Genomic DNA, 25,146 nt, shown 5'->3' with positions numbered 1-25,146 from the left:
CTCGCTTCAGCGCTTCCAGGGTGGCAGGGCCACCGGCTCGGTACGGATCTCGGCCGGCCAGACGACGCTGCGCTCGCCGTCCGGCCGCCACTGATTGACGCCGATGGCACGGAAGCCCGTGCCGAAACGGGCGTTGTGGTGCTTCTCGAAGGCCCAGCGCGCGACCACCCCGACCATATCGGCCCCCTCCAGCGCGGTGACCAGCTTGTCGGGCTCGGTACCGCCCTTCTCGATGGCCTGCTTGAGCAGGAACAGGGCGTCGTAGGTGTAGCCGCTGGTGTAGTCGGGCGAGACCTTGTAGCGCGCGACGTAGCGGTCGTACCAGGGGATGGTCTTGGGCGTGATGGCCACGCGCTGGCTGCCGGTCATCAGGTTCATGTGGCTGACGGCGCGGCCCTCGGTGTCCTTCCAGAAGCGCGTGGAAGCGCCCGAGGCGTTGACGCCGAACATGGGCGGCCCCTGCAGCTCGCCCCATTGCTTGACGTAGATCGCGCCGTCGACGTGCGAGGAGAGGTCGATGATGTACTGCGGCTCGGCCCGCATGATCTTGCTCAGCAGGGGCTTGAAGTCCTTGGTGTCGACATCGAAGGTTTCGTCGGCCACGATCTTCACGCCGGCCTGGACCAGGTTCTGCTTCAGGGTCGGCAGCAGGCCCTTGGCCCAGACCGCGTTCTCGGCCAGGATGGCGGCGCGGTCGTAGCCCTTCTCCTTGAGCAGGCAGCGCACGGCGAAGTCGCTCAGCGCATCGGCCATCTCCTGGGTCGTGTGCATGACGCGAAACCAGTACTTGTGCCGCGCGTAGTCCTGCGATACGCGCTCGGACAGCTGCAGCGTGGCCGCCCCGGTCGAGACGAAGGGCACCTTGTAACGCACCATCTGGTCCATGACGGCCATCGCCGCGCCGCTGGAGGCCGTCCCGACGACGGCCACGACCTTGTCGGAGAGCGCCAGCTTCTTGTAGGCGTTCACCGCGCCCTCGGGCTTGTATTCGTCATTGGCGATCACGAGCTCGAGCTTGCGGCCGCCGATGCCGCCGGCCGCGTTGATGTCCTCGGCCGCCAGGCGCGCTGCATTGACCAGCCCGTCGCCGGGCGGGGTGTTGAAGGGCGCGATCACGCCGATCTTCACGCTGTCCTCGGCATGGGCAGGCAGCACACCGCCGGCAGCCAGCGCGAGTGCCGCGCAGCTGCCCATCCAGTGCCGCCGTGTGCCGCCAGGGCGCGTGCGCGCGGCGGTTGTCAGGGTCTTCAGGCAGTTCATGTTCATCCTCCTTCGATGCATGCAGGCTTGCAGGGCGGTGTGCCCGGGCGCTGCCGGCCCTCCCTCAATCGGCAGCGCGGGCCGCCACGATCTCCACCTCGAGCATCCAGCGGGCATCCACCAGGCCGGAGACCCACACCAGCGTCATCGCCGGCTTGAGTGCGCCGAAGTAGCGGTGGCGGATTTCGGCGAAGGTCGCCATGTCGCACTGGGGCTTCAGATAGCCGGTGAACTTGACGACGTCGTCCCAGTTCATGCGGGCCTCTCGCAAGATCTCGCTCAGGTTGTCCATGACCAGCTCCACCTGGCGGCCGAAGTCAGCCGGCACCTCGCCGGCCGGGTCCACGCCCACGGTGCCCGAGCTGAAGAGCAGGCGCGACTGGGGCGGCACAACGAAGGCATGCGAGTAGCGACGGCGGTAGGGCGGTGCAATGGTCTGCGGGTCCAGCACGGTGTTCACGGGGGGGTCTCCTTGATGGCGGGGATGGCGGTCGGGGTGCAGGCCTCAAAGGCCCAGATAGGCGGCGCGCACGCCCTCGTGGTGCGCCAGCTCGGCGCTGGGCCCGTGCAGGACGATGCGGCCTTCCTCGAGCACGTAGGCGCGATGCGAGGCCGCCAGCGCGAGCTGCGCGTTCTGCTCCACCACCAGGGCGGTCAGCCCCTGGACATTGAGCTCGCGAAGCACGTCGAAGAGCTGCCCCACGATCAGGGGCGCAATGCCGAAGGACGGCTCGTCCAGCAGCAGCACGGCCGGGCGACCCATCAGGGAGCGTGCGATGGCCAGCATCTGCTGTTCGCCTCCGCTGAGCGATGCCGCGCGCTGGCGCAGACGCAGCTTCAGCACCGGGAACAGCTCGCAGACGAGTTCGACATCGGCCTCCACCGCTTCTCGCTCGCGGCGCAGATGCGCGCCCAGGCGGAGGTTGACCTCGACGCTGAGGTCGGGGAAGAGCTGCCGCCCTTCGGGGCAATGGATCACGCCCGCCTGCACGATCTCGCGCGGCGAGCGCCCCTGCAGCGCCTGCTGACCCAGCTGGATGCGGCCCCTGCAGGGCAGCAGGCCCGAGAGCGCGCGCAGCAGCGTGGTCTTGCCGGCGCCGTTGGGGCCGATCAGGGCCACCAGCTCGCCGGGCTTCACGCACAGGGAGACCTCGTGGAGCACGGCCAGGCCGCCATAGCCTGCACAGAGCCGCTCGACCACCAGGGCGCCACGCCCCGGCGCCGACTGGCTGCCACAGGCCGTGGTCTCCTCGGCATCGGGTGTGCCCGTACCGTGCGACCGGCTGTCGCATTCGGTGTCGGGCCAGCCCTCGCGCGAGTCGCGTGCGTGCTGGCCGTTGGCGGGACGTTGATGCAGGGGCTCGCTCATGCCAGCGTCCCCTGCCGGCCGAGATAGGCCTCGATGACCTGCACATTGGCAGCGATGGCCTGGGGCGTCCCTTCGGCCAGGTGGGCGCCGAAGTTCAGCACCAGGGCGCGGTCGATCAGGGGCATCAGCTCACGCAGGCGGTGCTCGATGATCAGCGTGGTGTGCCCCGCCTCGCGGCGATCACGCAGGCACTGGGCCACGCGGCGCACGGCCTGCGCCCCCAGCCCCGAGAAGGGCTCGTCCAGCAGCAGCAGCCGGGGGGCCGCGGACAGGGCCCGGCCGATGTCCAGCAGGCGCAGCTCACCCTGGTTGAGGGATTCGCTCGGCGCATCGGCCTTGTGGGACAGGCCCAGGGTGTCCAGCCACTCACCGGCCCGCGCCCGCTGCTGCGCCACACCGGCGCAGCGGCCGGGCAGGCCCAGGGGCAGCATCAGCGACTCCAGCGCCGTCAGCCCGACGAAGGGCCGAGCCAGCTGGAAGCTCCGCGCCAGGCCAAGGCGGGCGATCGCATGCGGACGGCGGCCCAGCAGCTCGGTGCCCGCCAGGCGCACGGAGCCGCTGTCGGCCGGCAGGAAGCCGGTCAGCAGGTTGAACAGGCTGGTCTTGCCTGCCCCGTTGGGACCGATGATGGCGTGGATGCTGCCGGCGGCGACCTCGAAGCCGAGGTCCCTGACGGCGCACAGCCCGCCGAAGCGCTTGCTCAGACCGGAGACGACGAGCAGCTTCATGGACGGCCCTCCCCGGCTTGCCGCGGCGCGGCCAGGTGCCGCCTGGCAGAGCGGCGCCGGACCCAGGCGCTCCCAGCCAGGCCCTCGGGATGGAGGTAGACCAGCAGGATCAGAAGGCCGGTGAAGATCACGGCGCGGTACTGCTCGAACACGCGCAGGCCCTCGCTCAGCAGGATCAGCAGCGCCGCGGCCAGCGCCGGTCCGAACGGCCGGCCGCGCCCACCCACGGTGGCCAGCAGCACGATCATCACCGACAGGCCGCCGGAGAGCAGGTCCGGGTTCACCTGCATCTGCGTATGGGCGTACATGGCGCCGCCCAGGCCGGCCAGGGTGCCGCTGAGCGTGAAGGCCAGGATCTTGTAGGCGGCGGTGTCGTAGCCGCTGGCCATCACGGCGTCCTCATGATGGCTGCTCGCACGCAGCACCAGGCCGAGACGCGATCGCATGAAGGCCTGCATGGCCAGGCAGGAGACGGACAGCAGGGCCAGGCACACGAGCAGGTCCGCCCCCACGCTGCTGGTGAAGGGCCGCAGGCCGGACAGGCCCTCCTCCCCGCCGGTGAAGCGGGACAGGATGAAGCTCAGCTTGTAGCCCATGGCCGCCACGGCGATGGTGGCCAATGAGAAGTAGGGGCCGCGCAGTCGGAGCGTCAGCGAGCCCAGCAGCGCCCCCAGCGTGCCGGCCGCCACCGCGGCCAGGGGCACCGAGAACAGGGGGTCCAGACCGAGGTGCCGGCCCAGCAGCGCGGAACCGTAGCCCGCACCGCCGATGAACACGGCATGCCCGAAGTTGTCGAGCCCGGTGGGACCGCAGAGCAGGTCCCAGCTGGCGGCGAACTGCGCATAGACGACGGCCAGGATGAGAAGCTCGTGCACATAGGGCGCATCGATGAGCAGGGCTGCAGCCGCGGCAGCCAGCACCAGCACGGCGCCCAGGGGCGGCACGCTGCGAAAGATATCGAGCGGACTCATAGGCTTCTCGTGGCGAAGAGGCCTGTGGGGCGGAGGATGAGCACCAGCACGATCACCAGCAGGGCCACGAGGTCGGCAAACTGATCCGACAGCGTGAAGGTGGTCAGGACCTCGGCGAAGCTCAGCACGAAGGCCGCCACCACGGCACCGGGCAGACTGCCCAGGCCGCCCAGGATGGCGATCGCGAAGGCCTTCACCAGCCAGTAGGCCCAGATCGACGGCACCAGGGTGATGGTGGGCGCCACCAACGCACCGGCCAGTGCGGCCAGGGCGGCAGACAGCACCAGGGTGCCCGCCACGATGCGCGAGGCGTCCATGCCCACCAGCAAGGCCCCCTGCCGGTTCTGGGCTACCGCGATGACGGAGCGCCCTTGCGCCGTATGCCGCAGAAAGGCCCACAGCACCAGCAGCAGCACCAGCGCCAGCGGGAACAGCAGCAGCTCCAGCTGGAGCAGCCTCACGCCCATCAGCGTCTGGCTGCCGGCCAGCAGGCCCGGAACGCTGGTGCTGGTGGCACCGAAGCCCGCCCGCAGGCATTGCTCGACGAACAGGGCCACGGCCAGCGACATGACCATGACATAGGACGGCGACTGCAGGCGCCTGCGCAGCAGCACCGCGTGGAGCAGGGCCGCCACGACGCAGGTCGACAGCACCGCCAGCGCGATGGCCAGCAGCAGCCAGCGCCCGCCGAACAGCGGCCCGTAGAACAGGTAGGTGAAGTAGCCCCCCAGCATGAACAGCGTGCCATGGGCCAGGTTGAGCACGCCACCCACCGAGAACACCAGCACGAAGCCCACGGCGACCAGGGCGTAGACGGCACCGCGGCTGAGCGTGAACAGGACGATCTCAAGCATGGCGGCACCCCTCGAGCAAGGTGCATGAGCAGGGCTTGGGCCTGCCGCCGCGGTGTGAGCACATGGAGGACCTCCTGCGTCAATTTATGATGATAAATATAATAAATTCGATAAAACCATGTCCACTGAAGAAGCCTAGGTAGTTACCCCAGACAGCCCGCGAATTCATTGTGGGCAACGGGGCGTGAAGCCGGCGCCGGGCGGCGCTGTGCCTGTTGACAGCTGACAAGCCCGCGCGTCCGTGCCAGGCGCAGCGGCAAGGCAGGACCGCGGGGAACGCGCGAAAAAAAAGGAGAGCCGAAGCTCTCCTTTGTGTTGCAGCGGGGTGCTGCGCCTGACCTCGGCGCCTGCAAGCGCCTCGGAGTCATTCGGCACACCGTCTGGTTGACTGCCGCCACCCACCTCGGCGCTTGCAAGCGCCTCGGAGTAATGAGGCACACAACAGTCCTCAGGACTGTTGTGTGTCCGCATTACTCCCATTCGATGGTTTCCGAGGCCCGGAGACCCGCATGAACACTAGCTTTGTCAGTCTGGACCATCGAGCTTTACCGTCACTTCTACCGTCAAAAACCCAGCGCTTTAGCTGGCGCGGGAGATGGACTCGGTTTGACGGGCGGCTGCTCCTGCCCATCAATCGTCAACTATCGCGGGCCATCTGAGCGCGTGATCGACGGCCGGATTCCCTATGAAAACGACCGCGAAACGTCACTATACGGGGTCTCGCATCCGGCACGCTTTTACCGTCTCGACGCTGCACGCTCGAACACCATGCGCTTTACGTCGGGGCGGAACAGGCCGCGGGCGCGAGTTGATGCGCGGAAGTCGAGCGACAACGTCGGGCGGCCCGTTGCTCGGACACCTCACCTGACGTCACATCACGAGGATGTGTTCGTGGATGCGATTGAGCAGGTCTTCGAACGGCGGCTGGCCAAGGTAGTAGAGCGCCGCAGTCTTCTGGTACTCGCCGCTGAATAGCTGCCGCTGGGCTGCGTCTTCGAGCCGAAAGGCCGCGTTCTTCGCAATCTGCAGTTCGTCACCACCGCGGAAGCGTTGCTGCTTTCGCTGTTCGTACGCAGCTTGGCCGAGGAATTCCTGGACCTCGGGCAAGTCGAGCAGGCAATAGACATCGTAGTAGTGCCGCATGAAGTTCTTGGGGAACTCCTGGGCAGCATCGAGGCGTCGGTACTTGGTCGAAATCGTCTGCAGCTTCTCGACGAAGGTGTGTGTCGGCGCATAGCAAGGTACCTGCTGAGCGCGGTTGTCTGCGACCTTCACCCCTCGAGCCACCGCCGTGTCGTAAGCCCAAGACGAGATCGTCACCGCGCGATTCGGCGCCGTGTCGTCGAACCCCAACTCCAGCAGGATGCCGGTCTTCACGCCTTCCAAGGCTCGGCTGACGGTGGGATAGATGAGGCGGACGCCGGCGCTGCGCAGCTTCTCGTCGTCGAAGGCGGTGTCGCGCTCCCCGCTCAAGACTCCTGGAATCTTGATCTCTGCCGCCAGCCAATCGTAGAAGGCACGCCGCGATTCAACATGCGCGGGCTTGTCCTGGTTCCTCCCTGTTCGCACCTCCATCGACTCCGGCGGCTCAATCCGGATGTCGATGTCTTCCGAGAATCGGTGGATGACACCGAAGCCTTTGGAGAGCGAGGTACCGCCCTTAAGCTCGAACCGGAAGCCCTGGGACTGCAGGCCCCAGAGGCAATGCATGATCCAGTAGTCCTTCTCGACGAGCACAGGATCGATGCCTCGTTCGTCGGCCACGATCGAGACGAGCTGCGCGAAGTCGCGTCGGTCGTGCAGGAAGTTAGGCATGTAGCCAAGCCGCGAGGCGCTTCTTGGTTGCCATCGATCCGTAGCTCTCGACAGCTCGCAGTAGCCGCTGTCGATCAAAGGACGCTGCCCGGCCTTGGGCGCGCTCCAGCAAAGCAGCCTGGTCTTCCGCAAGATCGCCGAGGTTGTTCAGCGCATCGACGAACAGAAACTCGGGCGAAAGCTTCTTTGGGAAGCGCGGCTTCATGCGGAAGTCGAACTGCCGGTTGCCCAGCTTGAACACACCGTGGCGCTTGTGGTTGTAGACCAACGTGCAGTTATAGAGCTGGGTCGCACCAAGCCCTGCCGAGTTGTAGGCGGACGGCGAGAACAGCAGGAACTCCTTGTCGCGCAAGAAGGCAGCGACAAGCTCTTCGTCATCTGGCGGCAGCACGCCAAACCGCGAGCGACGAGGCACGTAGTAAAGCCCCTGGGCCAGCTTCGCCAAGCTGCCCCCATCCACAAGCTCCCGTAGATGGCGGTCCACCGCCGTAGAGAACTGCAAGAGGTCCTCGCGCCTGTAGACGCGCCCCGAGCGCAGCTCACCCGCAAGTCGCGTCACCGCGTCTCGCTTGGACTTTGCAGGCTGTTGGGTCACGCCGGACATGATGGAACTCTCATTGAGATTTCATGCAATTCTAGCTCAGATGCTGGGAGCGCGCCATCTGCACGAGCAGCACCAGCTCATCGCGCCCCCTTGAATTCCGTTTTTTCGGAACTTGACTAGCCTGTTCCATTTTTGCAGAATGACGCCAAAGATGCACAGGAGCTGACCTTGGCCAGATTGAACATTCAGAGCGAGCGCGTCCAGCGGCTGATTGCCGACAAGGTCATTCCCCTCTTCCTGGCCGCCGGCAGCATCGCCGGCCTCACGAAGACCTTGAACGACGCACTGCGAAACGCCGGAACCGACGGAACGCTTCACCCCAACCGTCTGCACGCCTTGTTGTCTAACGACACGGCACGCGGACTGAACGAGGCCACCATCGACCTCACCGAGCAGGCAGCCAGCTTGGCGCTTGCCAGTGACAACACCATTCCTGGTCGAGCGACCCAGGCTCTGCAGGATCTACAAGCCGAAGCGCAGCGCCTGCACTTGTTCGCTGGCGCCGCGCTGGAGGAACTGGCGCAGCGTCTGGGTATACCTCCTGCTGTCGCCTACCGGCTACTGCGCGGGCAGTCGCATGCGACCGACTCGGCACACCCTCTGATCGGCAAGGCGACCGAGGAGCTCACCGAGCGGCGTCAAGAACCGCCGGACTGGAGCTACCAGGACATCGCCGTGCTGCGATGCGTCGAAGCGTTCAGCCGCCGTCCAAGCGGTCGCGTTGGGCTCATCCTTCCCACCGGGGCCGGCAAGACACGCACTGCGCTCCGCATCGTGCTCACCATGCTCAACAAAGCCGCCGATGCCAAGGCGCCGACCTATTGGGTAACGCACCGCCGCAATCTGCGCGAACAGGCGCATCGCGAACTGCAAAAGCTCGTCTCAGACGGCCATGAACAGGTCCCGGCTGATCGCTTGCTGGAGCTGGCCAACCGCATCAAGTTCGTCATGGTCGGCGATCTGACGCCGCTGCTGGAGGGCGCCGCAGTCAAACCAGCGCTGATCGTTGTCGATGAGGCACACCACGCGGCCGCCCCTTCCTACCAGCCGGTCTTCGCAAACCCGTGGGCAGCTCCAGTGCTGCTGCTGACGGCGACACCCAACCGGGGCGACCAGCTACCGATCGGTATCGACGAGATTGCGTTCACGATCACCTACCGCGAACTGGCGGAACGGCGAGCCGTTCTCACGCCGACGTTCCTGGACTTCCCGGTCGACGACTTCGACTGGTCAAGCGCAGCGGTTGCCGACCTGGCGGACTACGTCATTGATCGCACGTCCACCGAGTTCACCAAGACCCTCGTGCTTGCCCCGAGAGTTGATCGCGTCGAGGAGTTCTACCAGGCGCTGGTTGAGCGGCTTCCTGAGGACCACCCCCTGGAGGCCGAAGACATCGGCTATGTCCACGGCGCCGGCAACTCACTGGGAATCGGCAACGAGGACTTCCTCGCACGCTTCGCCAGCAAGCCGCGCGCAGTCCTCATTTCCGCCCAGTTGCTGCTCGAAGGGTTCGATGACCCAGGCATCAACACAGTGGTCTTGACCTACCCCTCCACCAGCATCATTCGCTTGATGCAGGCGGCGGGACGCTGCGTTCGTTATGCGCACGGCAAGCGGCATGCCTACGTGGTCCAGGCGAGGAACGACAGCATCGCCTATCACTTCGATCAGCGCTGGCTGTACCAGGAGATCGACGACTTTCTCCGACCGCAGCTCCAGGATGTCGAGTATGGAAGCCTGGGCGAACTGCGCGAACGCGTGACCAAGCTGCTCGAGATTCACAACGTCGATCCGGCGGCGGGCGCGAGAGTGCTGAACCGCCTCGCAACCGTGACACCAGGTGAGACCTGCAGGCTCTTTCTCTACGGTCTCCCTTTCTTCGGCACCGAAGAAGAGTTCGCGACCAAGGCGCGCTGGGGTGCCTTGCTCGAATCGAGCGAGTCGTCGGTGATGCTGCGCAGCATCTTCAACAGCTTCTGCGCCATCGGCGCCGACTTGTCAGACCCGTCGGACTTCCTGCTTCGCGACGGTGCCGCTCACGGCGTCAACAAGGATCTGGCGGCCGGCAGCCGATGGATGGAGATGATGGGCCTACTGACCGCCAGTTACTTCGCCAAGCGCGAGGTGCATGGCCCCTCAGCCATTGAGTCGCCCGGCAGCCGCCCATACCGCGCCAACGGCGCGACGACTTGGCTGAAGTACATCACCTGCAGCTTCCGCCCCGCGGTGCCGGCCGTGCTCGCCGAGTTTCTTCGCGATTGCCACAACGCCACGCAAATCGAAGCCGAGTACCTCGATGGTCCGACTCGGCACGCTGCCGCCGTGAAGGTGCCTCTGCCACTGGGAGGCGCCGAAGCCTTCTTGCTCGACGAGCCGAGTCGCGCCGAGCTCGACGCGGCCACCACCGCGCTGCGCGGGCAGTTGGCCGACGCAGAACCCCGCGAGCAGTTCAGCGTGCTCGCCGGGTTCATCGCAGGCTCAAACCATCGATCCCTGCCCAACCGCTTGCTCTCGCGCGCCGAGTTCCTGCTGACCGCGCCCGATCGGGCAGTACGCATCCTTAATCTCAACGATCCGGCTCATCACGAAACGAAAGGGGTAGACCATGCCTGACAACCACATGCCCATCACGGAACTGCAGGGCGCCAAGACGGTGCCGTTCGACAAGATCTACCTCGATCCGAACAACCCGCGCATCGCGCCGGAAGACCCCCCCGGCTACACCAACCCGGACGCCCTGTTCAACGACGAGCTTCAGGCCCCCCTGGAGGCCAAGGTGAGGTCGGTGTACGAGGTCACCAACCTGGAAGAGTCCATCCTGACCCACGGCTGGGTGCCGATCGATTCCATCATCGTCTGGGAGCACCCCGACCGACCGGGCTACTACGTCGTCGTCGAGGGCAACACCCGAACGGTGGCCCTGCGCGCCCTGCGTGGCGAGCGGCTTGAGCGTGAGCGCAAGAAGCTCGAAAAGGTCAAGAAGTCCAGGTTTGGCGAAGAGGTCAAGGTCCAAGAAGAAACCGTTCGGCGACTCGAAGAGATCGTCGAGAAGACCAGCATGTTGCGCGTCTTCCCCGTCGCCGCGACGACGGTAGAACAGCTTCAAGCCATCCTGCCGCGCCTGCTGGGCGTGCGCCATATCAGTCACGCCAAGGAATGGAAGCCGTTCGCCACGAACCTGTACATCCTGTCGCTCTACGAGGATCTGTTCCGCAAGCGCCATGGCACGAAGACCGACCTGCGCCTGGAAGATGACCTGGTCAAGGCGGTCGCCGCCATGGTGTCGCTCGGTGACACCAAGACACGCCGCAACATCCAGGCCGCATCGGCCTTCAGCCACTTCAAACGTGACTTCGAGCACCGCTTGCCCGAGGGCGACAGCTTCAGCGATGCAGACCACTACTTCTTCGAGCTGATCCTCCAGAACAGCTATCCGAAGGAACAGTTCGGCTTCACGAAGGACATGCTCAAGCTTCCCTCGGAGTCTGAGGAGGTGCTGTTCCAATGGGCCTTTGCCAAGCCCAGGAACGGCAAGGAGGATGAGAACGACAACATCTTCTACAAGGCAGAGAGCATCCGCTCGTGGCATCAGATGTCGCGATACGACGCGACCGCCGGCACGAGCTTCGCGAAACAGCTCGACGTCGAAGCGCCCTCAGAGGCTCAACCTATCAGGAAGGTCGAGGCCGAGTACAGCATGCACAAGACCCAGCGCACGCCGATCGATGCGCTGAGCGCCCTGCTTAAGGCCCTTCAGGAGCTGAAGGTCGACACCCTGGTTTCGCAGCAAGAGCACCTGGAGCCCATCCTTGAAAAGGTAGCCCAGGTGGTTACGCGTTACCAGAAAATGATGAAGGCGGTAGCGGAGTAGCGCTCTTGCACTCGGCTCGTGAGAAATTCGCATACGACAATAATGGCTGACGGAGGCCACGTGTACTTCATAAAAGATTCGATACTGGTCTTCTTCAGTCAATTTGCACAAGAATGGACTCTCCGCCGGGAGCGATTCAACAGGGGAAAAACACCCCAACGCTTTTTCTCTTTCTGGTTCTTCATCGTTACGTTGGGCCAGATCGGCATTATCACGTCGCTGATATGGGCAGGCATCAACGGCGAAGGGTTCATGGAAGCACTCGCGAAGCAAGGCAGATCCGGCAACTTCCTGACGTTCGAAATATCTTTGATTCTGTCCTGCCTGGCCTACTACTTTGAAGAGTACGGAGAAGAGCCTAGACGTGCGCTCTTTCTCCTTCGTATCACTTGGCTTTTGCTGGCGATGATTGTGGCCTTCCTCGCCATGCTCAACTACATATACATCAACAGCACAGCATCACCAGCCAGTTGGCCGGATTGGTTTGTGTACTACAACACCATCCTCTACATAGCAGGCGTCCTGCTCTCGTACTTCATGTACATCACATTCTCCGTCGTCGAACCGAGCGTCGGGGATGACATGAAATCAAAAACTGAAGCCGCAATCAGCGCGGCCAATCAGATGGACTCGACCACTGAAGCCAGCATTGGCGAAAAGAAAATCAACCTTGAAGGATGATCATGCTGGAAATCAATGTCTTCCCAATTGAGCAGCCTGGCGGCACCTTCTACTATGGAAAATTCAAAGCGCAGGACTTGCTCGGCAAGCTGAACGTGATTCGTAGGTCTACAAACGCGGATGGTGTTCAACGCGACCTCACAGGGCGTCGGACCCGGGAAATCGCCGACTATCTGTCGACCGCTGATGCCGTGCTTCCAACACCGCTTGTAATTACGGTCGAATCTGCAGAGTTGCACACCGACGAACATGGTTTTCAGGTCATGCAGATCCCGACTCGAGAAGGTTCTCCGTGGGGAGAAATCATCGACGGGCAGCATCGATACGAAGGCCTAAAAAGCGCTGCACCGTTCCATCAGTACGAGGTGCCAGTCTGCATATTCGTCAACTTGATGGTCGAAGACAAAGCAACCGTGTTCGGCACAATCAACAGCAATCAGGTCAAGGTGCCAAAGTCATACATATACGACCTCTTCGACTATACCGACAAGAACACTCCGACCAAATTCGGACACGACGTCTGCAAGACGCTCAACTATGACCAGGATGGTCCGTTGTCCCGCCGCATCAAGATGCTGGGTCGAAAGCTCAATGACACTGAAGTGCTGTCGCAGGGTGCGCTCGTTGATGCAATCGTTCCATTGATTTCGAAGAACGAAAAGCAAGACGATCGAAGTGCGCGCGACAACCAGCCGATTCAGCCGGACCCAAGCCTGCCGCTTCGCCAACTCTATGTGGAAGGCAACACAATCGTCTTCTCAAAGATCGTCCGAAACTATCTTCAAGCCCTGAAAGAGATAGCCGGGGAGAATTGGGAGAAGTATGCACTTCGGAGCGTCGGTATGAAAGTATTCATGCGACTTCTGGGGTACGTGGCTAAGCGAGGCTTCGATGAAGGGAATCTCTCGCGAGAGTTCTTTCACTCGCGGCTTTCGCCGATTCAGGCAGAGATTCTCGCCTGCACCACTGCAGATGGCACGAACAAGCGAGCCGAGGATGCGGCTGTAGAGCGCTTGACGAATGCTTTGATGGGCAACAACGCCGCAGCATAGGCCTCGGCCGCCGCGACAAAGAATCAAAGCGATCGGAGGTGTTGGATGACCATCGTTGAGGCAATTAAGCAGGTGATGAGCGACGCTCAGCGACCGCTGACCGCGCGCGAAGCCTTCACGGCGATCGCCGAGAAGTCCTTGTATGAGTTTCACGCCAAGGACCCATTGCATGTCGTCACCATGCAGATTCGGCGCCACTGCGCTGGCTTGGAGTTCCCGAGCGCCGCACTGACGAAGCACTTTCAGATCCACGGAGATGATCGGTACTCGCCGCTTCCGTCCGTGCTGAAAGGCCCTGCCACATCGCGAAGGCGAACTCTCCTTGACGCGAGGGACCGAACTGTCGAGTCAAGCGCCACCAACCCGCTCACAGAGGTGGAGAAGCAGCTCTGGGGCCTTCACGCGAAATACCTGCAGCTCTTCGAGGAGCACATGGTCCGTGAGCTGAAGCGGCTGTCCCCAGCGGGCTTCGAAGCCTTCGCGCGCGACCTTCTCGATGCCTATGGCTTCACGGAGACTGTTGTCACGTCGATCTCCCGCGACGGTGGCATCGACGGCCACGGCAAGCTCAAAGTGGGCCTTGCCCACCTGAACGTCGCGTTCCAGTGCAAGCGCTGGACTAACGGGAACATCCAGCGCCCTGAGATCGACAAGTTCCGGGGCGCGAGCCAGGGCGCCTACGAGCAGGGAATCTTCTTCACGACCGCATCGTTCTCCAAAGGCGCCATCGGGGCCTCAATCCAGCGTGGCGCCATCCCTGTCGTCTTGATCGATGGCGCCGCCATCGTCAGCCTGATGGTCGAGAAGAAGTTTCGCGTCGAGTCGAACACCATGGACATCCCTGCATTCGCCCTCTGACGCTGCGAGCGGTAGGCGCTACTGGGAGGCGCCTGCTTGGATGGACTTCGCCATCTCGACCAACAGGTCATCTTCTCGCCGGCTCGCCAGATAGGAGAGCCCTCTGTGCACGTGCTGCACAAAGGTCTGCCGAATCGAATCCTCAGTCACTCGCCTGCCCTCCGCCAGCAACCGGACCACGAGCAGGTTGTAGTAGAGAGCGTCCTGCCCGCCGGTCAGCGTGCGCCAGTCGATCTCGACCCCCCCTCCAAAGCTGAAGGTTTCATCGGGCGGCACCGAGGGATTGGCCAAGGACAGGCACAGCGCATGGCGGCAGATTGCATTGTTGTGCTCGATCCCGGTCCGACGCTTGAGCGTGACCAACTGGTTCTTCGCTGCAGCGGTAAGTTTGATGCGCTCCATCAGTTGACCTCCGGCGCCTGGGCTGCATGGATTGACGTGCGGCCTGCGGCATCGTCGTAGTCCAGCGTGTACTCTGCGTTGGTAAATGGCTTCAAGGCGTCATAGGCCGGCCCGTCGACTTCTTGGTCGGTAGACAGCACGACAACCTGGTGGGACACCGTCGCAAAGAACCTCTTGATGAGTGCAGAGCGGTGCTGCTGGTCCAGTCGCGCCAGCGGGGTATCGACAACCACCGGGAAGCGCCCCTTGCGTTCCTTGATCAAGGCGCTGAGCACTGAGATTGCAAGGAGCTGTCGCTCGCCCGCCGACAGACGGTCCATCGGCAGCTCCTGATGCTTGCCATCCTCGATGAACACGCGATAGGTCTTGGGATCGACCACGACCTTGGCGATCAGGTTCCGCTTGCGCAGCAGGTTCCTGAACTCCGTGGTGATCATCTCGGACAGCCACTGCGCCTTTGAAGCAAGCAGCCGGTCCTTGAAGATCATCAGCGCTCGCCGCGCGCGGCTGGACGCGTCGAGACTCTTGGCCTCCAGCGATCGGTCCCTGAACTCGGTACCCAAACGCTCCTGGGCGGCGTTGAGCCGCATCCTCGTGTGAGCCAGGTTGCTCTGCGCCTCTTCGAGACGTTCCGTGATGCCAGCGAGCCGGGCTTCTGCCGCTGAGGCCGCCTTGGACTTGTCCTGCAGCGACTTGAGGATCTCGCCAATCTGCTCCTCGGCGGGAATCTGACCGATACGCTGCTCGGCTTTGTCAAGTTCCACCTGGGCGGACTGCAGCCGCGACAGCTCACTGCCCAAGCGCGATGATGCGTCCTTGAGTTGCCGCTCGACGTCCCTGGGATTGGCGTCCTGCAGCGGCGGCACAGCAGCCGTGCGCGATCGCGTGTAGGCCTGCAGATCGTCTGCCAGTGCTTTGCGAAGCGCATCCAGGGCCGCTTTCGGAGCCAACGCTGCGACGGCCGACATCACACGCTGATCCCGCTTCTTGAACTCCTGTCCAAGCAGCTTCGAATGCCGAGCGTGCTGGTCTTGGTCCCACACGTCGCGGTACTGGCTCCAAAGCTTCGACAGCCACGCGATCGGCAGCGCGGGATCGGCCATGATCTCGGCGAGCCCGCCTCGGGCAGCGTCAACCCGGTCCTTGCTCGCAACCACGGCATTGCGGATGACCGCGGCTTGCTCATAGGCAGTCAGCCCACGCCGCTGCGCCTCGTTGGTGAACTTGTCGAGCAGCACTTGCGCTTGCTCCGCATCGTTCCTCGCGGCGGCTTGCTCCTGGGTCAGCGTTTGAACCTTCTCTTCGAGGGCTTTGACCTGCTGCTCCCATTCGCCGAGGTTGCTGCGCGCGGACTCGAACTCCGCCGAGGTGTTCTTGTTCTTGAGGGCAGCACGGCGCTCCAGCGCCTTCAGATCGTTGCCAAGCGCATCGATGCCGCCGATGCCGAGGAAAACCTCGGTCGCGCGCCGCAACAGGTCAGGCAAACGCTCCGGGTTGGCAAGCGCTTCGATCTTCTCGCCGTCAAACAGGAAGAGCTGCACGAGCTCGGCCGGCAAGATCGACCCGATGAACTCGTCCCAGGTCTGCGAGAAGTCGAGGTCCTTGCTGCCGCCTTCGAAGATGCTCAGCTCTTCGGCCAAGCCATCGGACCGCCTGTGCCATTCCCGTCGTACCTCAAGATGCCGCTGGCCCCCACCGATCTCGACGATGACGCTAATCTCGACCGCAGCAATGCCCGTGGCGTCTTTGCGTTGCAGGCCCAGCAACAGTTGTTCGTACTCCGAGCGCTTCAGTCCGTCCAGGGCCTTGTGCCCATAGAGCCCGATCTGCAGCGCGGTCAGCAGCGTAGTCTTGCCGCTGCCGTTGAGGGCCTTGACGAGTACAACGGGGCGTCCGCCCGTCACCGAAAGATCAAGCGTCTGTCGTTCGCGAAATGGTCCTAGGTTCTCAATTGAGAGACTCGATATTGTTATTTTTGCCATGAATCATGCAATCAACGCCGACGCGTCAGACGCGTCCCCATCCTGTTCTTTGACCGAGGTGCCCGCGAGCGCGAACTCCAGGGCTTCGCCTTCATTGCGGAAGGCGTAGTGCCGCAGAACGTCCTCTAGCCGATCCAAGTGCTTGGATCGCTTGTGTGTCTCCATCGACTGGAATTGCACCGCGAGCAGGCTGCGCGTCAGCTTATAGAGCTCCTGTGCAGCTTCTGGGTCAACTTCGCCGGCGACCGCTTCCAGCAGACCCAGATCAGCCGCGTCCAAGGGCGCCTGCTCAAGCTCCTTGCCGGGATAGGGAATGCCGAAAACCTCGGTGAAAATGCGCGGCACCTGGTCCTCGATCTCCCCCTTCTCCTCCACCCAGATACGCCGGATCTCGTCGAGCTCGTCGACGGAGATCAGCTCAATCAGCTGCGTGCCTTGCTTCTGGTCTGCGTTGCGGACGACGCGCTGCGTGTGCAACAGCTCGCGCAGCAGTTGCGCTCGGTGCGCCTGGTTGTAGGGTCCGTGCACCAGCTCCCCGCGGAAGACGGTCAAGCGGCCGTTCATCCGGCGGAAGTCGCGGACAGCCCGGTCTTCAACCGCCAGGTGCTTGTTCCGGAAGTCCAGGATGGGCTGCATCCATTGCTTCTGCTCGTCGTTCTGAATCATGGCCTGCATCGACTTGTCCTGCGACACCATCGTGCAGACGTAGCAGCCGAAGCGGCTGTCGCCGCAGCTCGCGGTCGATGTGTCCACCACGATGGGGCACTCGGCATCGGGTGTCGCGCCGCGGTAGATGCCGAACAGCTCCTGGTTGTCGATGCCCCAGGGGTTCTCGTTCGTGATCAGGTACTCCCACACGTCGTCGCTGGACCAGGTCTCGATCGGCGGGTACACCCAGACCCGCGACAGACGCGGGTCGCGGTTCTTGCTGAGCCTCGCCCGCGTGCTGTCCTTGTACTGGTCCATAACCTTGTCGCGCGCCTGGCTCTCGCCTCGGCGCTGGCCCAGCACAAGGATGGCTTCGCCGTTGTTCTCGGACAGCTCTTGGATGAACTTCGTCGATGCGCTGATCTTCAGCCGGTCGGTGCACCACCGAAACTTCGGCCGAGGCGCGGGATAGCCCTTGCCGATCAGGTTCACCCAGAACCTGTTCTCCATGGACGGCAGCAGCCTGTGCGCCGTGATTGGCAGGCCTTGCTGCTTCGCGGAGATGCCGATCCGCAGCAGGGACGTTTCCACCCACGCGGCGATCACGGGGTTCTCCACCAAGGTGTCCGTGCTGATCACATGGACCGGCTTGTTCCGCTGCTCAGGCGACAAAGCAGCAAGGGCCGTCCACAGCAGTTGCAGCGAAGCGGTCGAATCCTTGCCGCCGCTGTAGCCGACGATCCACGGGATCGAGTCCGCCAAGTACAGGTCGCGAATCTCGGCGACGATCTGGTCAGAGGGGGTGCTCATTTCTCTTCATTCCTTTTGGAACCGCGGCGCGGGGCGCGGGCGGCCTGCCACGCTGCCTCCGCAGTGCTCTCGTCCGCGGTCAGCTTGAGACCCAGCACCCGCTTGATCTCGTTGCACGTCAATGTGATGTTTTGGCCAGACTTGGCCATGGCGCCGCCAACCATCGCCCTGCCCTCCCACGTGGCGGCGTTCTGCCGCGACCAGTCGACGCCCCGCAGCTTCTTGATCCGCCGCTGGCGTTCAGCGGCAGGCAGCTGATAGAGCGCGCGCCCGGCCCTGCCGAGCGACTGCAGCACGATGGCGTGTGAGTGGATGAAGTCGCGGCGGACCTCGCCCGACGTCATCTTCGACTCCCGCACATAGGTCCACTCCGGGATTTGTTCGCCGACCAACTCCCAGAACTCCAAGCACTTCTTGCTCGCCGATGCGAAGTCCTCGAGTTCCTTATCGGGCAGCAGTTCGGAAGTTGCGAAGTTCACGGCGCTGAGCGTGAACAGCTTGCGGGACCGGGGGGACAAGGATGAGCGCTCGGTCTCGATCAGGTTCTTGAACACCGACGACGTGAGGCTGAGGTGGCGCGCCAGGCTGGCTGCGGCACTGCGGTGGTCGTACAGAACGCCCAGCGACGCCGACGGCTTGACCGCATGGCGGTTCAGATCAGCGAACATTTGCTGGCAGCGCTCCAGCCCCCGATCGAGGAAGAACACCACGGCGATGGTCTCGTCGCCGAGCTCCGGCGCGGCTTCCAGCGCTTGGACGATCGCCGCTCGGCGATGCTGGCCGTCGTTGACGATGAACTTGGCGTCCATCGACACCGTCAGCGCACCCATGCGGAAGTTAGCGGGGCCGTCGGCACCCACGGGGTCGAAGCGAATCGTTCCGTCGATAGAGACGGTGATCGCCGAGAAGGTGTAGCTCGCCTTGTTGTCGATGACGTACCGGGCAATGTCCGGAACGCGGGCCCGGTTCAGGGTTCGCTGAGCGCGCAGCTCAGGCACCAGTTCTTCTTCGTCGAAGGTAAACAGGCGCGTCAATAGGCGTAGCGGGCACATCGAGACGTAGTACTCACGCCCCGCTTGCACCCCCCGAATCGCCGGAAAGACATAGGAAAAGTTCTCAGCCATACCCCCTCCATTCTAGCCTGTTTGTTTACCCACAAACAAACGTACGCGCGCAGGCAGGACATGGTTTGTTGGCTGCGTTTTGATCTGGTGGCGAAGACCGTGAGGGCGTCTCGGCTGCGCCGCCGAGCTCGCGGGCTGCCCCCGGGCTTCGTGCCGAATCCCGGCCATCCGGCTTCGATCCCTGACGCCTCCGCGGCGGTGCCGCTGCGCGCTGCGCGCTGCGCTTGCCGGGGTGCGGTGGCGTGCGTCGGAGGCGTGCGTCGGAGGCGTGCGTCGGAGGCGGTCTTGCTGTGCCCTTTCAACCTACCACGCCGTTCTCGCCGTCAAGGGCGGCGCGTGCGCTGCACGCTGGCGTCCTGGCGGCCGTCTGTCGGCTGCGCCTTCGACCCCTGACCGCTTGCGCTGCGGCGTGAGGGGCCGGTTCCGGGCAATCCCGCCCGATTCCGAACCGGAGCCGATCATGTCGCAGCTGTCTTCTTCCTCTTTCTTCGATTCCTCCCTGCTCGTTCGCGACGTTGCGGGCAGCTACCGGCCGGCCGATGCCGGCGAGGTACTGCAGGCGGCGCTGCGCGTGCTGGCGGGCCAGTTGCGCGGCACGCAGATGCTGTCGTCGCCGCAGGTGGTGCGCGACTTCCTGCGGATCAAGCTGGGTACGCTGGAGCACGAGGTGTTCGCGGTCATCCACCTGTACGCGCAGAACCGGGTGATCGAGTACGTCGAGATGTTCAGGGGCACGGTGACGCAGACCTCGGTCTACCCGCGCGAGGTGGTGAAAGAGGCGCTGGCGCACAACTCGGCGGCGGTCATCCTGGTGCACAACCACCCGTCGGGCGTGGCCGAGCCGTCGCGTGCCGACGAGGTGCTGACGCAGACGTTGAAGAGCGCGCTGGCGCTGGTGGACGTGCGCGTGCTGGACCACCTGATCGTGGCGGGCGCAAACATCCTTTCGTTCGCGGAGCGCGGCCTTCTTTGAGCCGCACCGAGGGGCGACCGGCCCCTCTTTTTCCATAGCGGCACCTTCACTGCGGCCCGGCCTGGCCGGGGACTGCGCGCTGCGCTTGCCTGTCTGGTGATGTTGGGAGGTGGCGGGGGCGGCTTGCTGTCTCCTTTACCGTAGCACGCCGTTCTCGCCGTCAAGGGCTGCGCGCCGGTGGCGCTTGCGGCCGCTGGCCGTCTGAGACCCATGACTGCTTGCGCTGCGCCGTGCGGGCCACGGTTCCGGGCAATTCCGCCCGAGCAACCGGAGATCGCCATGAGCGACAAATCACACGTTTCGATGGAGCAGCGCGTCTGCCTGGTCTGCGGCCAGGCCTTCGATACCGGCGCCATCCTGCTGAACAAGCGCCTGCGCGCGAGCATGGAGCGTCACACGACGACAGGATGGGGCCTGTGCGCCGAACACCAGAAGCTGGCCGACGACGGCTTCGTCGCACTGGTCGAGTGTGACCCGCAGCGCAGCAGGTCGCCGGGTGGCCGGTTGAAGCCCGAGCAGGCCTATCGCACGGGCCGACTGGCGCATCTGAAGCGCCACGTGTTCGCCAACGTGTTCAACGTCCCGATCGACGCTGGCCAGCCTTGCGTCTTCGTCGAGCCCGGCGTCATCGACCAGCTTCAGGCGATGACGCCGTCCGCGTCGAGCTGATCGTTGGTGACGGCGTCTCATGCGCCACGCCCGCTGGCTACGGGCGCGGCGCTTTGGCTTTGCCGCGCATCGTGTCGAAGGCTTCGGCCCTGCCTGGCCTGCGCGCTGCGCTTGCCTCCAGGGGATCGGCTGGACAGCCCATCCCCGCCGCACTGCGTTTGGCGCCCCTTTGAAGCCCGCCGAACAGGCTGCGCCTGATCGGCCTTCGCGCCTGGCGGCGCTGCGCGCTTCGCTTGCGGGGTGCCGGCGCCGACCGCGGCCAGTGCCTGGTGGCGACTTTCCCGAGTCCATCGCCTGTCTCGCGACCGTAGCCCGCTGCCGGGCGCCGTCAAGGCGCGCCGGGCCGTGTCCTCGGCTGGGCCTGCGGGCCGCCCCAACCCGGCGCTTGGCTCCTTGACGGCGCCCGTCCACGGTCTTCTTGGGTCGCGGGCGATGAACTCAGGAAAGACGGTGGCAACGAGGCCGGCCCAGGTCTCTGCGCCAACCCCACCGGGGAGTCCGAAGAGGGCTCCGAATCTTGGAATCCGGTGGGGGTTTCTTCAACGGCCCTACTCATTCATTCGGCCATTCACTTCGACAGGAGTTTGATGATGAACACCGCTACCTTTCATGAAACCACCGCCGTCGCGGCTGCCGTGGCGCAGACCGTCGCAGGCATCGGCGGCGCCTGCGGCACCAATGGCGCCATCGGCGCCGGCCAGGAACTGCTGCTGATTCCGCTATCGCGGCTGCGCCCCTCGGCGCGCAACGTGCGCAAGAGCGGCAGCACGTCGATTCCCGAGCTGGCCGCGAGCATCGCGCGCGTGGGCCTACTGCAAAACCTCACGGTCGTGCTGTCGCCCGATGGCGAGCGCTACGAGGTGGTGGCAGGTCGGCGGCGGCTGGCGGCGCTGAAGCTGCTGGTCAAGCGGCGCAAGCTGGCCAAGGACCACGACGTGCCCTGCCTGCTGGTGCCCGACGCTGCGGCGCGCACCGTCAGCCTGACGGAGAACGTGCAGCGCGAAGCCATGCACCCGGCCGACCAGTTCGAGGCTTTCGCCGCGCTGGTGGCCGAAGGGCGCCCCATCGAAGACATTGCCGCCGACTTCGGCGTGACACCGCTGGTGGTGCAGCGGCGCCTGAAACTCGCCAACGTCTCGCCCCGGCTGCTGGCGGACTACCGCGCCGACACGGTGTCGCTCGACCAACTGATGGCGCTGGCCGTCACCGACGACCACGCGGCGCAGGAAGCCGCGTTCTACGAGTCGCCGCAGTGGCAGCGCAGCCCGGACGCGCTGCGCGATCACCTGACGCGCGATGAAATCGACGTGAGCCGCGATCCGGTGGCGCGCTTCGTCGGACTGGACGCCTACGAGCAGGCGGGCGGCGCCGTCCGCCGCGACCTGTTCGCCGACGAGCAGAACGGCGTGTTCCTGGCCGACGCGGCATTGCTCGACGCGCTGGCACGTGACAAGCTGGCAGCAACCGCCGACGAGGTGCGCGCCGAGGGCTGGGGCTGGGTGGACGTGGCCGTTCGCGCCACCTATGCCGACCTGCACCGCTTCCAGCGCGTACGTGCCACGCGGCGCGAACCGCGCAAGGCCGAAGCCAAGCGCATCGCCAAGCTCGAAGCCGAGCAGAGCAAGCTGCAGGACCGGCTCGACGACGAGGACGAAGCCCTCAGCGACAAGGAAGCGCAGGCGCTGCAGGATGCGATGGATGCCATCGGCACCGAACTGGACGCCATCGAGCGCACGCTGCTGGACTACCCGGCCGGGTCGGTGCCGCTGGCCGGCGTAGTGGTGACGCTGGACGCAGCGGGCGCGATCATGCAGCACCGGGGCCTGCTGCGCGAAGAAGACGCCAAGGCGCTGCGGGCACGGCAGGCACAGGGGGAGCCTGCCGCCCAAGGGGCCGACGAGGACGGTGGCGCCAATCAGGCAGAGGACGAGCCACAGACGCTGACGATCTCGGAGAAGCTGGCCCGCAGGCTGTCGGCGCACCGCACCGCCGCCTTGCAGGCCGAGGTCGCGCGGCATCCGCAGGTGGCGCTGGTCGCCGTGGTGCACCGGCTGGCGCAGCGCGTCGTGCTGGAGGGTTATCAGGGCTCGCCGCTGAACGTCAGCGCCGATCCGCAGGACCGGCTGGAGCAGCATGCGCCGGACGTGGCCGAGGCGCCCGCCGCCGTGGGCATGCGCAAGGTGCGCGAGGCGTGGGCAGAGCGTCTGCCGCAAGACTCCGATGCGCTGTTCGCAGCGCTGCGGGCGATGCCGCAGTCCGAGCTGCTGTCGCTGCTGGCGCTGTGCGTGGGCTTCACGGTGAGCGCGATCACGTCGCGCGAGGGCGAGCGCCCCGCCGCGCTGTTGGCGCAGGCCGTGGGGCTGGACATGGGCCAGTGGTGGACGCCCACGGCGGCGGGCTACTTCGAGCACGTCTCCAAGGCCAAGGCGCTGGAAGCGGTGCAGGCGTTCGCGCCGGCCGAGGTGAACCGGCTGGGCAAGCTCAAGAAGGCGCAGATCGCCGCCGAGGCCGAACGGCTCGCGACGGGCAGCGGCTGGCTGCCGGCGATGTTCCGCACGGCTGATGCGGGCGCGGACGCTGCGGCTCCGGCTGACGCGGCGGGGGACGAGGCGGCGCCCGAGTATGAAGGCGGTGCCGAGACCGGTTCCGAGGAGCAGGAAGCAGCCGAGGCGGCTTGACCTGGGCAGCCCCGGCCTTCGGCCGGGGCGTGCCGAAATCGCTGCGGCGCGCGCGGCAGGTGTGCCGCGCGCGTTTTCGTTTCGGCCCGCCACTGGCGGGCATGGGCTGGTGCATGGCGCCCCCCCGGCGGCGATGCGCAGTGCGACGGGCTGCGCCGGCGCTTGCTGCGCCCGGTTGTGCAGGGAGCCGTCCTCGCCAACGCTGGCGGGCAGGCTGCCAGGACCGCACGGGAGGCCGCAGCACCGAAAGGCCTGTCGCCATGACCTTCCACGCTTCGAGCGCCGATCCAGCCAGCGACGTTGCATGTCGGCGATGCGCTCGCGCGTTCGCCACCATCTCGACGGTGAGAGGCACGGACGGTGCCGCCAACGTTCGTGGGGCGGTGCCACGCCATGACCCCGTGCGGCGGCAATCGAGCCCACCGGCGGCCTTGGCTTGTCGTGAATCCTGGCGATGCACCGGCTGCGCCTCGGGCTTGATGGCTGCAATCGTCCGGCCCGAACAAATTTCCCCGCCGCTGTCACTGCGTTCGGCGGCTTCCTCGCGCAGCAAATTTCCTCGGGCACTCCCGGTCCTTCACGCTGTTGCGGCCCCTTCGCTGCGCTGCGGGATGCAGCCCGCCCGTACCTCGCCCTTCAGATCACCGACAAGGCCGCGATGGGCGCGACCTTTCAACCACCGCAAGGAGTTTCATCATGGCCAACATCGGCACCTTCACCGCACAGAACAACGGCTTCGCCGGCACCGTCCGCACCCTAACGCTCAACGTCAAGGTCAAGATGGTCCCGAACGACAAGACGAGCGAGAACTCGCCCGACTACCGCATCGTCGCCGGCAACTTCGAGATCGGCGCGGCGTGGAAGAAGGTCAGCCAGGCGGACCGGCCCTACCTGTCGGTGACGCTGGATGACCCGTCGTTCCCGGCGACCATCTACGCCCGCCTGGTCGAAGGCGAGGACGGCGCGCACAACCTGATCTGGTCGCGCAGCAAGGGCGACTGAACGCCCTCCGGCTCCGCGCCCCGCCCACCGGCGGGGCGCCGGCGTGCTGCGGCGGCACGCTCGCCGTCGTGGTGCCGGCTTTACGTAAATCCGGCTTCGTGGCTTTGCGGCTTCGCAAGAAGCCGGCTTCGTTCAATCGAGCAACTGCGCTTTCGGACAGATGAGCAGATGCAGCATTGCGCATGCGTGGCTTCGTGAGAAGTCGCATGCGTGGCTTCGTGCTTGTGCGCCGAATTGGCTTCGAGGTTTGGAGGTTCTGCACGGAACCGCCCATCCGTGCGTCTCCCGGCGCTGCCGGGCCGCGCTGTCGTGCTTCGCATCGAGCCGTCCTCGCTGCGCTGCGGGCGTCTCGCCCCCTTCGGGCTTCCATCGCTGACGCGCCGCTTCCCCCGCAACAGGGCCAGTCTCATCTTTTGTCAGATCGCTGCTGCTCGAAAATGCAGGTATGACCCCCAATGACGTCGAGAGAGCTCTGCCGCTCATCTATGGAGATGAGGCTGGCAACACCGGTCCTGCCTTGCTCGATCCGGATCAGCCGATCTTGACCTGCCCCCTCCCAGCCGTACCAGCGTAAAGGTAGTGAAGTCCGTCAACCAGGAGAATGACGGACATGAAGAAGAGCAGATTCACCGAGGAGCAGATCATTGGCTTCCTCAGGCAGGCCGAAGCAGGCTGAATCGCCCCGGCTTCCGCGGAGGCTAGTTGGTTTAAGTCAGACGTTCGCGGCCTGACCAGCGCGTTGACGATGGTAATTGGCTTCGAACTCGGCAGGCGGGACGTGGCCCAGCGGCCCCA

The 25,146-nt window shown here is 64.8% G+C and carries 22 protein-coding genes; 9 read left to right on the top strand and 13 right to left on the bottom strand.

Features of this window, described 5'->3' with window-relative positions; all coding sequences use genetic code 11:
* Positions 1-6: 6 nt before the first annotated feature.
* The 8 genes from O9Y01_RS19415 to O9Y01_RS19380 form a co-directional block, all read right to left on the bottom strand.
* Entirely contained in the window at positions 7-1,260 is a 1,254-nt protein-coding gene (locus tag O9Y01_RS19415) for an ABC transporter substrate-binding protein (protein WP_269633265.1), read from the bottom strand.
* 64 nt (positions 1,261-1,324) lie between these two features.
* Positions 1,325-1,720 carry a RidA family protein gene (locus tag O9Y01_RS19410; protein ID WP_269633264.1) on the bottom strand — a complete coding sequence of 132 codons (396 nt, stop codon included), beginning with the start codon at positions 1,718-1,720 and terminating at the stop codon, positions 1,325-1,327.
* 45 nt (positions 1,721-1,765) lie between these two features.
* Positions 1,766-2,629, bottom strand: coding sequence for an ABC transporter ATP-binding protein (locus O9Y01_RS19405; protein ID WP_269633263.1), 864 nt, complete (start codon positions 2,627-2,629; stop codon positions 1,766-1,768).
* The gene (locus O9Y01_RS19400) at positions 2,626-3,357 is read right to left on the bottom strand and encodes an ABC transporter ATP-binding protein (RefSeq protein WP_269633262.1); all 732 of its coding nucleotides are present in this window, start codon (positions 3,355-3,357) and stop codon (positions 2,626-2,628) included. The genes O9Y01_RS19405 and O9Y01_RS19400 overlap by 4 nt, the downstream gene beginning before the upstream one ends.
* The gene (locus O9Y01_RS19395; RefSeq protein WP_269633261.1) at positions 3,354-4,328 is read right to left on the bottom strand and encodes a branched-chain amino acid ABC transporter permease; all 975 of its coding nucleotides are present in this window, start codon (positions 4,326-4,328) and stop codon (positions 3,354-3,356) included. The genes O9Y01_RS19400 and O9Y01_RS19395 overlap by 4 nt, the downstream gene beginning before the upstream one ends.
* Positions 4,325-5,182: a branched-chain amino acid ABC transporter permease gene (locus O9Y01_RS19390; protein ID WP_269633260.1), complete on the bottom strand. Its 858-nt coding sequence runs from the start codon at positions 5,180-5,182 to the stop codon at positions 4,325-4,327. Before O9Y01_RS19390 ends, O9Y01_RS19395 begins: the two co-directional genes overlap by 4 nt.
* A gap of 870 nt (positions 5,183-6,052) precedes the next feature.
* Positions 6,053-6,997, bottom strand: a complete 945-nt coding sequence (locus tag O9Y01_RS19385; protein ID WP_269633259.1) for a nucleotidyl transferase AbiEii/AbiGii toxin family protein — start codon at positions 6,995-6,997, stop codon at positions 6,053-6,055.
* Complete coding sequence (locus tag O9Y01_RS19380) at positions 6,990-7,601, bottom strand: DUF6088 family protein (protein ID WP_269633258.1); 612 nt, start codon at positions 7,599-7,601, stop codon at positions 6,990-6,992. The genes O9Y01_RS19385 and O9Y01_RS19380 overlap by 8 nt, the downstream gene beginning before the upstream one ends.
* Before the next feature lie 168 nt (positions 7,602-7,769).
* Between O9Y01_RS19380 and O9Y01_RS19375 the strand changes: the two genes are divergently transcribed.
* The 5 genes from O9Y01_RS19375 to O9Y01_RS19355 are packed head-to-tail and all read left to right on the top strand — an operon-like array spanning position 7,770 to position 14,063.
* Positions 7,770-10,214 carry a DEAD/DEAH box helicase family protein gene (locus O9Y01_RS19375; protein ID WP_269633257.1) on the top strand — a complete coding sequence of 815 codons (2,445 nt, stop codon included), beginning with the start codon at positions 7,770-7,772 and terminating at the stop codon, positions 10,212-10,214.
* Positions 10,207-11,472: a hypothetical protein gene (locus O9Y01_RS19370; protein ID WP_269633256.1), complete on the top strand. Its 1,266-nt coding sequence runs from the start codon at positions 10,207-10,209 to the stop codon at positions 11,470-11,472. Before O9Y01_RS19375 ends, O9Y01_RS19370 begins: the two co-directional genes overlap by 8 nt.
* 60 nt (positions 11,473-11,532) lie before the next feature.
* Entirely contained in the window at positions 11,533-12,153 is a 621-nt protein-coding gene (locus O9Y01_RS19365) for a hypothetical protein (RefSeq protein ID WP_269633255.1), read from the top strand.
* Positions 12,154-12,155: 2 nt separating this feature from the next.
* Complete coding sequence (locus tag O9Y01_RS19360) at positions 12,156-13,205, top strand: DGQHR domain-containing protein (protein WP_269633254.1); 1,050 nt, start codon at positions 12,156-12,158, stop codon at positions 13,203-13,205.
* 45 nt (positions 13,206-13,250) lie between these two features.
* Positions 13,251-14,063, top strand: coding sequence for a restriction endonuclease (locus O9Y01_RS19355; protein WP_269633253.1), 813 nt, complete (start codon positions 13,251-13,253; stop codon positions 14,061-14,063).
* Between the two features lie 18 nt (positions 14,064-14,081).
* Here the strand turns inward: O9Y01_RS19355 and dndE are convergent, their stop codons facing one another.
* Genes dndE through dndB form a run of 4 tightly spaced genes read right to left on the bottom strand, consistent with a single transcriptional unit; the run spans position 14,082 to position 19,029 of the window.
* Entirely contained in the window at positions 14,082-14,465 is a 384-nt protein-coding gene (gene dndE / locus O9Y01_RS19350; protein ID WP_269633252.1) for a DNA sulfur modification protein DndE, read from the bottom strand.
* Complete coding sequence (dndD, locus tag O9Y01_RS19345; RefSeq protein ID WP_269633251.1) at positions 14,465-16,447, bottom strand: DNA sulfur modification protein DndD; 1,983 nt, start codon at positions 16,445-16,447, stop codon at positions 14,465-14,467. The genes dndE and dndD overlap by 1 nt, the downstream gene beginning before the upstream one ends.
* A 3-nt stretch (positions 16,448-16,450) precedes the next feature.
* Positions 16,451-17,905: a DNA phosphorothioation system sulfurtransferase DndC gene (gene dndC, locus O9Y01_RS19340; protein WP_269633250.1), complete on the bottom strand. Its 1,455-nt coding sequence runs from the start codon at positions 17,903-17,905 to the stop codon at positions 16,451-16,453.
* Entirely contained in the window at positions 17,902-19,029 is a 1,128-nt protein-coding gene (gene dndB, locus O9Y01_RS19335) for a DNA sulfur modification protein DndB (RefSeq protein ID WP_269633249.1), read from the bottom strand. The genes dndC and dndB overlap by 4 nt, the downstream gene beginning before the upstream one ends.
* Before the next feature lie 460 nt (positions 19,030-19,489).
* Between dndB and radC the strand changes: the two genes are divergently transcribed.
* The 4 genes from radC to O9Y01_RS19315 all read left to right on the top strand — a co-directional run bounded on the left by radC (position 19,490) and on the right by O9Y01_RS19315 (position 24,351).
* Positions 19,490-20,002: a RadC family protein gene (gene radC / locus O9Y01_RS19330; RefSeq protein WP_269633248.1), complete on the top strand. Its 513-nt coding sequence runs from the start codon at positions 19,490-19,492 to the stop codon at positions 20,000-20,002.
* Positions 20,003-20,281: 279 nt separating this feature from the next.
* Positions 20,282-20,671 (top strand): ATPase, encoded by a 390-nt coding sequence (locus O9Y01_RS19325; RefSeq protein WP_269633247.1) that lies wholly within the window; start codon positions 20,282-20,284, stop codon positions 20,669-20,671.
* A gap of 590 nt (positions 20,672-21,261) precedes the next feature.
* Positions 21,262-23,349, top strand: coding sequence for a ParB/RepB/Spo0J family partition protein (locus tag O9Y01_RS19320; RefSeq protein WP_269633246.1), 2,088 nt, complete (start codon positions 21,262-21,264; stop codon positions 23,347-23,349).
* A 696-nt stretch (positions 23,350-24,045) separates the two neighbouring features.
* Positions 24,046-24,351, top strand: coding sequence for a DUF736 domain-containing protein (locus O9Y01_RS19315; RefSeq protein WP_269633245.1), 306 nt, complete (start codon positions 24,046-24,048; stop codon positions 24,349-24,351).
* 531 nt (positions 24,352-24,882) lie between these two features.
* On the opposite strand, the gene O9Y01_RS19310 is transcribed toward O9Y01_RS19315, so the two are convergent.
* On the bottom strand, positions 24,883-25,146 hold a 264-nt coding region (locus tag O9Y01_RS19310), incomplete at its 5' end, for a hypothetical protein (RefSeq protein WP_269633244.1).

The organism is Pelomonas sp. BJYL3, assembly GCF_027257975.1.
Classification (GTDB): Bacteria; Pseudomonadota; Gammaproteobacteria; order Burkholderiales; family Burkholderiaceae_C; genus Roseateles_B; species Roseateles_B flavus.
This window is presented reverse-complemented; position numbering and strand designations above follow the sequence as displayed.